At 31.4% G+C, this 12467-nt stretch carries 11 protein-coding genes; 2 read left to right on the forward strand and 9 right to left on the reverse strand.

Translation table 11 applies throughout. The features are described 5' to 3' along the window. Positions 1-272 precede the first annotated feature (272 nt). From BEE63_RS05630 to BEE63_RS05655, 6 genes are all read right to left on the reverse strand, one after another. A complete protein-coding gene (locus BEE63_RS05630) occupies positions 273-1604 on the reverse strand; it encodes a pectate lyase (RefSeq protein WP_066020447.1) in 1332 nt (443 codons plus the stop codon). Positions 1605-2041: 437 nt separating this feature from the next. Further along, positions 2042-2239: a cold-shock protein gene (locus BEE63_RS05635; protein WP_066020448.1), complete on the reverse strand. Its 198-nt coding sequence runs from the start codon at positions 2237-2239 to the stop codon at positions 2042-2044. Positions 2240-2686: 447 nt separating this feature from the next. After that, a complete protein-coding gene (locus BEE63_RS05640; RefSeq protein ID WP_066020449.1) occupies positions 2687-3712 on the reverse strand; it encodes a DUF346 domain-containing protein in 1026 nt (341 codons plus the stop codon). A gap of 163 nt (positions 3713-3875) precedes the next feature. After that, positions 3876-5207, reverse strand: a complete 1332-nt coding sequence (locus BEE63_RS05645) for an enhanced serine sensitivity protein SseB (protein ID WP_066020450.1) — start codon at positions 5205-5207, stop codon at positions 3876-3878. Positions 5208-5357: 150 nt separating this feature from the next. Beyond that, positions 5358-7121 carry a pectate lyase family protein gene (locus tag BEE63_RS05650; protein WP_081312477.1) on the reverse strand — a complete coding sequence of 588 codons (1764 nt, stop codon included), beginning with the start codon at positions 7119-7121 and terminating at the stop codon, positions 5358-5360. 290 nt (positions 7122-7411) lie between these two features. Further along, positions 7412-8206, reverse strand: a complete 795-nt coding sequence (locus BEE63_RS05655; protein ID WP_066020452.1) for a Tim44 domain-containing protein — start codon at positions 8204-8206, stop codon at positions 7412-7414. A 388-nt stretch (positions 8207-8594) separates the two neighbouring features. Here BEE63_RS05655 and BEE63_RS05660 point away from each other — a divergent pair, with 388 nt between their 5' ends. Together BEE63_RS05660 and BEE63_RS21605 are read left to right on the forward strand one after the other, a co-directional pair. Further along, positions 8595-9038 (forward strand): YsnF/AvaK domain-containing protein, encoded by a 444-nt coding sequence (locus tag BEE63_RS05660; RefSeq protein WP_066020453.1) that lies wholly within the window; start codon positions 8595-8597, stop codon positions 9036-9038. Positions 9039-9154: 116 nt separating this feature from the next. Then, positions 9155-9814 carry a YsnF/AvaK domain-containing protein gene (locus tag BEE63_RS21605; protein ID WP_175400828.1) on the forward strand — a complete coding sequence of 220 codons (660 nt, stop codon included), beginning with the start codon at positions 9155-9157 and terminating at the stop codon, positions 9812-9814. Positions 9815-9825: 11 nt separating this feature from the next. On the opposite strand, the gene BEE63_RS05670 is transcribed toward BEE63_RS21605, so the two are convergent. From BEE63_RS05670 to BEE63_RS05680, 3 genes are read right to left on the reverse strand one after another with little or no spacing between them, the layout of a single operon-like run. Continuing rightward, the gene (locus BEE63_RS05670) at positions 9826-10716 is read right to left on the reverse strand and encodes a sensor histidine kinase (RefSeq protein ID WP_066020454.1); all 891 of its coding nucleotides are present in this window, start codon (positions 10714-10716) and stop codon (positions 9826-9828) included. A 17-nt stretch (positions 10717-10733) separates the two neighbouring features. Then, positions 10734-11531: an ABC transporter permease subunit gene (locus BEE63_RS05675; protein WP_066020455.1), complete on the reverse strand. Its 798-nt coding sequence runs from the start codon at positions 11529-11531 to the stop codon at positions 10734-10736. Next, positions 11524-12447 (reverse strand): ABC transporter ATP-binding protein, encoded by a 924-nt coding sequence (locus tag BEE63_RS05680; protein ID WP_066020456.1) that lies wholly within the window; start codon positions 12445-12447, stop codon positions 11524-11526. The genes BEE63_RS05675 and BEE63_RS05680 overlap by 8 nt, the downstream gene beginning before the upstream one ends. Positions 12448-12467 lie beyond the last annotated feature (20 nt).

The following is a 12467-nucleotide window of genomic DNA, read 5'->3' on the forward strand; positions in this document are numbered from 1 at the left end:
ATGGCATTAAAACCATTACACTCTAAATGTATTTTAAACAAAATCACTCAAATGAAAGTTTATTATATATTAATTGCATTTGTTTGTCAATTTATGTCAAAATCATTTTATCATTTACTTCACTATTAAATTTAATTATAAATAATATAAAAACTACTATTATTCAAAAATCATCATCTTTTAATACTCAAAACAAAAAATATCATAAAATTATTATAAAAATAATTTTATGACATTTTCCCAAAATTCCACTTATATATTTTGCAATTTGATTAATTCCAAAAATCAAAATTCATATATGAAGGAATTTTATTTTCTCTAAGTTCCTGTCTCATCTTTGATATTGCACTATCAACTTCCGATCTAACAGCTGCCTGTTTTGCTGTATCAGTAATTATTGATACATTTGCACCGCTAGGATTTTTTAAATTTTTCAAAGAAAATGCTTGTACGTTTGAAAATATTCCAGCTTTCATAAGATCAAGCACATAATCACCTTTAGCATTTCCAAGTCCCATTCCATTGGTAATATTTATTGTACCTGCACCGTTATTTTCATCAAAACCCTTTGAGCAATTATCTACTGCAACACAATTTTTAAGTGTCCTTACCCCATTAGTCTGTGCACCATACTTCGAAGCCCCAGAACCCATTTTAAATCCGTTACCATTGCCTTTGCATTTTCCGACTGTCATATCGTTATCTGCTGGAAGTCCATGTGCTTTATCATAAGCTCCTGAAAATACAGTAGAATCACCAGCATGATATGCTACACAATATTCATAAGTTATATCACTATTCCCTACTCCAAAGCTGTCCCACGCATCATCTGAATTTTCAGCAGAGACACAATGAGAAAATACTGTACCTGTTCCAAGATAAAGTTTTGCTGCAAAGCCATCTGCATTTCCACCTGCTGTTAATATGTCAAAGTTTCTATAAGATACGCAGCCTATAACATGTGTGTTATCAGGACGTACATCTGTTCCAGCTTTTTCAAGTCCTTTACTTCCTGAAATCTGAAGGCCCGCATCTCCGTTATAGCGTAATACACAATCCTTAATTGTATTATTATCAGGATTTCCTACATTTGTTGCTTTTGGGTTTAAAGGATTAAAGTTTGGCTTTATAAGAATTCCGTTATCATACGCTTTTTCAATTATAAGTCCTTGTATTGTATAGTTTCCACCAATAATTCTAATTCCAACATATCCATCACCAGTTTTTTTAGGACTAGCTTTCTGTGCCGCAGTTCTAAATGAAGTAAAATCAAGTACAGGCGTATATCCTGGTGCCGCTTCTATAGTTACTCCTGAATTATCCTTATCAAGAACAAGTTGACTTGAACAATCAAGATAGTTAGATGCTATTTGAATTGTTTGTCCACTTGTAGCCGATGCAGCTGCTGATTTTAACTGATCAAAATTTGTAACTGTTATAACATCTCCATTCAAAGTTTTTACTGCACTAGAATTACTCTTAACTATCGTCCTGGTACTTGCTGCTAATACATTATTAATAGACCCCTGACAAATTGAAAATACAGATGCAAGCATTACAGGTAAGCAAATTTTTGATATTGTTTTCTTTGTTTTCTTTAACATAATCTAAAATCTCCTTTTTATTATTAAACATAGATTTCAATGTTTAATATTTTAATGTTACATTGAAAAATACATATGTTTTCTTTTATTAAATTGTTTTTTTGTAAAGCTTATCGTTAACATTTTTAAAAAATTAATTACCTGCTTTAAACTTTTAACGCATTGTTTTATGTATAATCTTAAGCTTTCTATTAAATTTTACCATCTAAAGTTAACGTTAACAAATACACAATATTTAATTTAAAGCCATTTTCTTACTGTTTTATACGATTTACATATATTATCTAATTATATCAATTTTTTACGACTTTTTTAGTTAAAAAAAGCACTTACATATATTTATATGTAAGTGCTTTCATCTGCAAACTTTTAATTTTTTAAAACAAACGCAAAAACCCTTTGAGTAATAAATACTCAAAGGGAAAAATATTCACTAATTAAGCAACTGTGATATTTTCTGCTTGTAAACCCTTAGGTCCTTTAGCTACATCATAATTAACTTTTTGACCTTCTTCAAGTGTTTTGAATCCATCTGCTTGGATTTGAGAATAATGTGCGAAAACATCGTTTCCGTCTTCTCCTGTAATAAATCCGTATCCTTTTTCTCCATTAAACCATTTTACTGTACCTGTCATTTACTATTACCTCCAAAATTTTATTGCTCTTAAACTCATTGTAATAACTCACCAATAAAATTTCGATTTAACTACTAGTTTTACTAAGTACCAATTGAAATATATCGTGCTGCATTATTTACTATTAAATTTAAGCTCAAAATAATGATAACACACTTTAATTAATAAATCAAATTTTACTCAATTTATATATAATAAAATTATGTTAACAAAATTTTTTCTAAATTCATTGCCCAATAATAAGTCTTTTTGCGTATTATTTTTTATTGTCTATATATTATTTTGAATATGTACAGTATATATAGAGTTTTAGCATAGTTAGACTTTCTTTAAACATGTTCCAAAACACTAATTCAAAGCATCATGGTACATATATAAGTTAATCGTCCAACTAAAAACCCTATATATATTAAATATTTTTCTTATTACGTAGAAATATAACTTATATTAGTCTCTCCAAATATGCCACATTGCATTATCTGTGCCTCTAGCAAATACATCTGTCCTGTTTCTACTCCATGATACTGCCGCTGGATCAGAAGTTATGTTGCCACCAAGATTACTCCACCTGCTCCACCTAGTTCCATTCCATGACATTGTCATTAATCTATTACTACGATCTCTAGCAAATACCTCCAGCCTATTAGCTGCTCTAGAAGAAACTGCCGGTGCCGAAGTAATTGTTCCCCCGAGGTTCTGCCATCTACTCCAATTTCTTCCGTTCCACCATATATGCATTAATCTATTACCCTGTCCACGTGCAAAAACATCTATTCTGTTACTTCCCCAGGATACTGCTGTTGGTGCTGAAGTTAAGTTTCCACCAATACGCTGCCAATCGCTCCACCTTGAACCGTTCCACCATTTATGCCAAAGAGCGTTATCTGTACCACGTACAAATGTATCAAGCCTATTAGGTGCCCATGAAGCTGCTGCTGGAGATGATGTTAGCGTTCCACCAAGGCTCTCCCAATTACTCCACCTTGATCCATTCCAGAATATATGCCACATTGCATTATCTGTGCCTCGTGCAAAAGCATCTATTCTATTTCTTCCCCAGGATACTGCAGCTGGTGCTGAAGTTATTGTTCCCCCGAGGCTTTCCCAATCACTCCATCTTGATCCATCCCACCATTTATGGTACATAGCTCTATTGCTGCCTGCTGCAAAAGTATCAAGTCTATTAGCAGCCCATGATGAAGCCCCAGGTGCTGATGTTAAAACTCCACCAAGACTCTCCCAATTACTCCATCCTTGACGTGCATAAGGTAATATATTGTTGTCATCCAGTGGCTCTTCATTCCAATCATCATTTTCTTCAAAGTAAGGGTCTTCCTCATATTCATAATCGCCAAAGTCTTCCGGCTCATAATAATCATCGAAATTATAATTTTGTTTTAAATTTCTGTACAAAAAAGGGCAACCGTTCCTAAACCTATTATAAGGGCAATTAAAAAAATTATTTCTATACATTGAATCCTCCTTATGTTTGTTTGCTAAGGGCTATAAATCCCTATTATTACATTTTATGAGTTAGGCATGGCAAACGTTACACAATTTTTGGATACAGAATATAATCCGTGTTACAAAAAATTCTCATTAGTTAATAATGTGTTCAATATATTCTTCCTGAAAATTATAATATTCCAAATAGCTTCCTTTTGTAAAATGGATTAACATCCTTAATAGCATCTTTAGCCCAATCATCCATACCTACCATATCAAGAAACATCCCATTGAGATATGGTCCCGCTATCTCGGAAATGCCGTTAAATATATCTTCTTTTTCACCATTAAAATCAACTATCATTAAGTAACTTTTTTCATTATCTTTTATCATAAGTCTTAAATATGCTTTTTTAATTGATTTCTGCTTCTTCATATACTCCTTAACAGCTTGTATCATTTCATGTGGATAATCCTTAGGTTCACCCAGCATAACCTTAGTATCCTTTTTCACAGTAGACTTTTTTACTGATGCTGCTTTAGGCTCATTTAATTCTTGTTTGTATTCTTCAATCATTTTTTTGTTGTTTTCATTTATGCGAAGAGGAATACCATTACAATTAATTACTATACCTTCTATTTTTTCAGATAATGCTAATAAGTCATCATAGAACGCTATATTACCACTCCATGAATTTTTATCATATACCTTTTCAAATTCTGTCCAATCAGTAAAGGCTGGCAGCCAGTTTGCGTTATCATCCCCTACTAAATTCGCAAACCGCATGATAGCTCCTTCTTTTATAGTTCTATTTTCTGCTTCATCTGGTACAGACGGTTCTTTTTCTTGAAGTTTCATTGGCACTAAATATTTAGCATTAAGTACCTCATCAAGCATTTTATCCTCTAAGCTATGAAGAACTTGCTCCTTGCCTTTATAATTATTTTTTGAATATAACATTTGAAAAAACCTAATCATCCCATGCTGCAGCTTAGGATTTGTCACAGGAATATTTATATCAGGTGTATTGCTCCAATCAGTAGGAGGCAATATATTATCTCTATCAATTTCCGTATTATATTCACCATTATCAACTAATATCTTTTTTATTCCTGTTCTATGAAGATTTGCAAATTCTTTAATTATTTCATCAGAAGTTATCTTCTTCATTTCAAGCATTATTAATTGCTGCATGAAATAATCTTTAGCTCTTTCAGCATACTCTTCTTTTGAAAATAGCCACACTCTATCGTTATCATCTATATAAGGATAATTTGTATTCTTATCATATGCAATATATAATTCTTCAGCATCTTTTATTCTCTCATTTAGTACACTAAAAAAGATTTTAATTTTTTCATCGAAATTATCATTAATAAATGCTTTTTTATCTCTATAATATTTTGAAGAATAAATCAAAAATATTATCTCTTGTATTTCTAGTTTTTTTAATTCTTCTACCGATGTTTCTTTTTTTAGTAAAAATAAATTTCCTATTTCATCTTTTCTTTCGTCATTCATATGAACACACCTCAATATTTATTATTAAAATAATTTTAGCACTAAATATATATGTTTTTCTATATTCAGACAAACATATGTAAAATAAGCCTGTATAAATCTATAATACTAAAATTTATACAGGCTAAAACAATCTATTTTTAAGATATTTTACTTATTAACTTTTCCACCAATTGATACTAAGCTAGATTGATAATTGTCAATTTTATTTTCTAGTACTGGATCTTTTATAGCTGACGCATCATCTGCATCTGTGAAATTATAAATCAAATCTCCGCCATCAGTTCTTCCTGCATAAGTAGTAACATTACTTTGTACATCTTCTGGTGAATCCGGTTGATATTTATACATTATTGAGCTTGTATCAAAATTATTATAGGTAGTTCCTCCTACTAAAGTCTTATAAGTACTAGGGACAGCCTCATTTCTTGAAGAAGCTAAATATGCATCAAATTGAGTAGAATCCTGCTGTGCATATATAAGTTTTTCAGCTCCTTCTATTTTGTTGTTATATGCCTTAATCATGCCTCCTGCTTCTCCTGAGAACCCTCCCTTAGTGTTATTAAATATATCTGTACCTTGAAGTGAAGATAACATTGGGTGCTTGCAGTCTCTAAAGTAGTTAGCTTCTACAAATGCTGAGGCTCCCTTTGTAACGCCAACTCCATATTTTGCATTACCATCAAAATAGTTATTATAAACATGAACTGAACCAACTCTTATACGTGGATGTCTTGAATCTGAGTGATCAAACCAGTTATGGTGATATGTAACATAGTAATTTTGAGTATCCTGCATACCACAGAGTGAGCATTTGCCAGAGTCATGAAAATGATTATATGAAACTGTAACAAAACTTGAATCCTGTTTTATATCACAGGATCCATCGCCTTTTACCTGGTCAGCATCATGTCCAACTGCACCATAGAAAAGGTCGTTATTATGAATCCAGATATTTCTATTATCAGTATCAAGTGATATTGCATCATCACCAAATAACATAATTCCTACATTTCTAAGCTCTACATTTCTAGCTCCCCTTATAAGGAACCCCCATCCATATGCTGTAGCATCTTTACCTACACCTTCAAATGTAACATTGTAGCATCCCTTTAATTGTACATATGTGTGGGTATTAAGACCAGTAATATCAGCTGCTTTAATTTCGCCTACCATACGAATAATAAGCGGCGTTTTATCATAACCCTTTTGACGTGCAGCTAAAATATTTACAAGTCCTGTACATGTAGTTTTTGTTCCTTTTGCGTTTGTTACAACATCTTCCGTTACTGTATTTACATTACTTGCTGAAATATAAATGATTTCAGCTCCATTCTTTACAGTACCATCATCATTATATCCACCTGAGCCTGTCCCCATTGGTGATGCTGAAGAAAATGCAAAGCCTTCTCTTTTATTTGCCTTTACGCTAATAGTTTTTGTAACTGCTTCTTTTGAAATATCCTCTGAATTATTTACAATAGGAACTACTTTAACAATATAGTTTCCTGCTGCTAAGCCCATTACATCTGCCCTAAAACATGCTGGATATCTTCTAATTAAATTATCATCTAAGCTTTTATACTCAGAGTCTGAAGCAGCTTCTGATTTATAATAAACATCGTATCCTGAAGCACCTTGCACCGGACTCCATTCTACACCTGCTGATTCCAAATTGCCTTCGCTGCTCAATATAGATACTGATGCTGTTTCTACTCCACCAGCTGAAGCCTTTGTAATAGTTTTACTTGTATTAGTAGTTGTTACTACCGCAGAACCCGTTCCATGCTTACTATACTTTGAAGCACTGGCACTAAATGTTGGTGCAGCTATTATTGATGCAGTTAGCACAAACATCATTGCTCTCTTTGAAAACGTTTTGATTTGATTCTTATCTCTAAATTTCTTTACCATTTTATTAATCTCCTTATTTACTTTTTCTTTATGTTTCCGTTAATCTTTATTATTACTCAAATCATTGAAATTACTAAGTAAGCAGTTAAGTTAACGTTAACATTAATCTAATTATTGCAGATACTGTAAGGAATGTCAATATATAATTACAATATTTTAGAGTTTATTCCGTTTAATGAATTATTTTACATAATATTTTTTTACTTTAATAGGGCTGTTGCACTAAAAAATTATTAGTCTATAATTTTTAGTGCAATAGCCCATATCATAATATGTATACAGCTTATATACTATTTTTTATTATCAATCTCAACTTCAAAGAAGTCCAAATTCCCAACTTCATTTTTCTGCTTTATTTCATCCAATACCCATCTAGTTTCCGTTCTTATAAACTTCCAGTATTCTTCAAAATAACAAGCCTCATCATCCTGTCCCTGTATTACTTTTTTAGTTTGCTCATTTATAGTATAATCTATTGCACTTGCCTCTATATCAACCCAGAGCACATCTCTATTAATACCATTATAATCCTTTAATCCTATTGGCTTTTCTCCAAGAAGTGTCATATTCTTCAAAATATTTTTTTTCTTTCTTAATATCATCCGATCAGTTTGCCTTTTATGTTCGCTATACAGCTTCTCACTCATATATTCCTTGGCTAGATCCTGATCTCTCTCTGCCCACGCAAGCTGCACTTTATAAAATGCTTCCTCTACGTCCTTTTTTATACCATTATAATTCCAGTTATAATCCTTTCTAGATAAACTTTTTATAGCCTTAATGCTCTCACTTTTCTTTTTATTTATTTTAGCTTTATACATAATCGGTCCAGACACTGCTATTATTGCTATTACAAGTATTATTCCAATAACTATTGCATCAGCCACTGGATGGCTTGTGCCGCTATGATAGCTACCTCCTGACCTACTTTCATGCCAACCTCCAGAAGATGATGAGTGTCCACCTCCTGATGAGTGTCCGCCTCCTGCTCTTGCAAAAACAGTTGCTTGTCCACTAATCATAAAAACTAATACTAACATTATCAATATTCTTTTCATGAAATTACCAAATCGAAATCCATTCATGTATATTTTCCTCCTATCAACATCTTTTAATGCATGCCTAGCACTTTACTAAAAGTCCATAAACTTCCTATTTAATACTACACATAAAAATAGGCAAAATCAAATCCGTATTTATAAATTTTCATATGGCTTTACAAAATTTTCATAAAAATAAATTATAATCCATTTTGCATTTTTTATTTTAAATAAATCCATTTATGTGTTTTTTATAATATAAATTTCAACATAATATTAATATTTTATTATAGCTACTTATAGTATTATATTATTTACTATGTGACATATTGCTTTCATTTCCAAATTTCAATCAGGATAATGTATTATATCAAAGGGCAATCTATAAATGAGGTTAAATTATAAAAATTATTATTTATGGAGGCGTTTATGTATGGGTTTATTTGATGGACTTTGGGGAAATGATGATGATAATAAAAAAGAAGATAATGATAAGGATAAAAAACTTTGTCTTCACAAAGAAGAGCTTGACATTAACAAAAATAAAGTACAAAAAGGTGAAGTTGAACTTGGTAAGGAAATTATAGAGGAACATAAAGCTGTGGATGTTCCAGTAAAACGTGAAGAAGTAGTAATTGAAAGAAAAGCCTTAAACAACGAAGCAAGCGATGCTCCTATAACTGAAGGAGAACCTATTAAAATTCCAGTCAGCGAGGAAAAAGTTGATGTCGGTAAACATACAGTTGTAACTGGAGAAGTTTCAGCTCATAAACGTTCTATAGAAGACAAACAGCATGTTGATGAAACACTAAAAAGAGAAGAAGCCAAAATAAATAAAACTGGTGATCCTAATATAATAGAAAATAAAACCGAATAAATGTTGCGAAGTAATAGTATTTTGAAACATTAAATACTATTACTTCTCTAAAAATAAAAGCAATGTGCTTCATATATGATTCTATTAATAATAACTAATATATTGGAGGCTATCTTATGGAAAATAATTCATTGCAAAATGAACAAAAAGTGCATACTTATAAGAATGTAATTTCAGGAATATTAATAGGATGTTTAATAGGAATATTTATTGGATTTCTACATAGAACTGGTATTTTTACTATTTCATTACTTGATACTATATTTTCTATTAGTATCCCATTTCACGAAATCCTTTCAGGCATTTTATTAGGTAGTATACTTGGCAGCATTATAGGTTGGCTTTTAGCTATATTCTCTACAAAAAATACAAGTATCAGCCCAAGAGAAATTCACACTGATAAAAGAAATGTAACACTACCGATAAAAGAAGAGCAGCTTGATATAGCAAAAAAATGGATTCAAACTGGAGATGTAAAAATATATAAAGAAGTGTTTTCAGAAAATAAAAACTTTACTATCCCCATTGAACACGAAAATCTTGTAATAGAAAAAAAATCTCTTGAAACATCTTCCCAAAATAAAGATGCACCAAAAGAAATAATAAAAATACCACTAAGTGAAGAGCATGTTGAATTTTCAAAACATAGAGTGGCTTTAGAAGATGTATCTATCTATAAAAAACAAATAGAAGATATTAAGCATATTGAGGAAACTTTAAAAAAAGAGAAATCCAATGTAAAGGTTTCTGGCTCTGCAAAAGTTACAAATAAATAGGATATGCTGCATTAAAATAATGGAATTCTAACTTGAATGTCTAAAATTCCATCCTTTAAAGATGCATCTGTACTTCCTCCCATTTGCTCTGCTAAAAGTTTTACTATAGATAACCCAAGTCCTGTGGTTTTACTCCTAGCCTTATCAGCTATGTAAAAGCGGTCAAATAACCGATTTATATCAATTTCAGTACCTTCCTTTACAAAATTCCTAAACGATATTACAGCACTTTGTTCAGCCAGTATCTGTACATCTATATTACTATCAGCATGCTGAACACAATTTCTTATGAGATTTTGAATTATTCTTATAACAGCCTCTTTATCCCCCATTGCAAATACAGGAGGATCCTCATAAAAATTTACCTTCAAATTATTTTTTTCAAAAATTGCAACAGCTTCTGCAATACACTCTGCAGTAATATTTGTAAGATTAAGCTTTTCTATTTTAAATTTTGGTTCTGCATTTATAAGATATGTATACTCAAAAAAGTGCTCAATAAGAGCACCTAATTCATCAGCATGTTTTTGTGCGATTTTAAGTTTACCTCTCTCATCATCTGTCAATGTTCCTTTGGCTATGAGCTGCTGATATCCTTTTATAGCAGTAAGCGGCGTCCTTAAGTCATGAGAAATATCTGAAATCATTTCTTTAAAATGTTTTTCCTCACGAATAGCCTCAAGACGAAGATTTTCCTCCTCTTTGAGACATCTATTTATATTAGAAGCTAAAGTATTAAGTTCTTTATTAAATAATGCTAAAGTAAGAGGCTTACGAGTATGTTCTGTAAGCCTTTTAGTTAAATCTTTATTAATGCCACGTAATTGCAGCTTCAAAAATGCAATATATAAAATAGATAGTATACTTAATATAATCAAAATACAAACTACAATTACTAACATTTTAATCAACCTTTCAATTACTTAATTTCTGCTCTCCTAAATGCATAGCAAGTAATAGCAATCATTATAATTATACATATTAAGCTAACAATAAATGCCCTTGCAATATCTCCTGCTCCTGTATTTAGTGCCATAAAAACATATTTACTTCCATATGGAGTGCATTCAATAATATTTTTAAATGTTTTAGCGCTTGCTTCTAATTTGCTCATCTGTGAAAAAAGAATTGTAATGCCATAATATACAGCCACGACAACAACTGGTTTCTTAAAAACAATAGCAAATGGTATACAAAGGCCTAGCTGTGCAATATATATAAATACCAAGGCAAACATAATTGCTAATATTTTAAATCCTTGTAATAAAGAAATAGCTTTACCACCTTCAGTTGTAATTAAATTTAAAAAACCAACTGATACTCCACCCATATTAAATTTATAACCAGTTTCAATTGCAATACCTGTTGCTATAAAATATGGCAGTAAAATAACAAGGCAACTTATGAAAAATACAATGGCTTTACTAATAACAACCTGACATCTACTATTTCCATTTACAATAGCTTCATGAATTGTTCTATTATCAAAATCGCCACAAATAAAAACACCTGCAAGAACAGCTCCAAGAATACCCATCATATTTGCATCAGAAAACAGAAATCCAATTCCCGTTGTACCCGTATTAAGTTTTCCTTTCTGTATTAAATATGCCATTATAGTCATAGTTAATGCACTTATAACTGTAATTGCAAATATAATTTTAATTGCCTTTGATTTACGTAACTTGAATAAATCGGCCTTAATTAAATTATACATTTTCGCCACCTCTGGCAACAGATACAAAGTAATCCTCAAGTGTATCGCCTTCACTCGAAAAATTTGTAACTATAATTTCATTTTCAAAAAGAGTTCTTGCAATCCGCTCTTTTTCATCTGCATAATCATATAGTTTAATTGATTTGTCTGACATAACTTTATAGTTTGTTGTCTTCAGCTTCATTTCTAAAACACTAGCTAATTTTTCTGGTTCCGTTGAATTTATGAGAATATAATGTTTGCAGCTTTCTTCAAGCTCATCAAGTGTCAGTCTTTGCTTGATTTCTCCTTTGTGAATGATTATATAATTAGTTGCAGTCTGGTACATCTCCGGTAGGTTATGGCTAGAAATTAAAATTGTCATTTGCTTCTCTTCACATAATTTCTTTAATAAATTGCGAATCTCAACCACGCCTATTGGATCAAGCCCATTTATTGGTTCATCCAAAATAAGCAATTCTGGATTACCAAGGAGAGCAATAGCAATTCCTAGGCGCTGCTTCATACCAAGAGAAAAGTTTTTTGCTTTCTTTTTGCCTGTACCTGTAAGATTAACAAGTTCCAAAACTTCATCCTCAATTTTTTCATCTGGAATACCTTTCATAATTCTATGAAACCTTATATTTTCTTTCGCCGTCATGTTAGGATCAAGACTTGGATACTCAATCATGGAACCAAGCCTTTTTCGTTCAACCTGTAAAGCCTTTTCACCAGTATGCCCAAAAAGTTCAATACTTCCGCTAGTTGGAAAAGTAAGTCCTGTAACAAGCTTCATAAATGTAGATTTTCCAGCACCATTTCGTCCAATTAGCCCATATATTTTACCAGACTCCATAGTCACTGATACATTATTTAAAACAGTAACACCATGATAGCTTTTAATAAGATTCTCTGTTTTTAAAACATATTTAACCATTCTTGTTCACCTCTGTCCTT

It is taken from the genome of Clostridium pasteurianum, from assembly GCF_001705235.1.
GTDB lineage: Bacteria > Bacillota > Clostridia > Clostridiales > Clostridiaceae > Clostridium_S > Clostridium_S pasteurianum_A.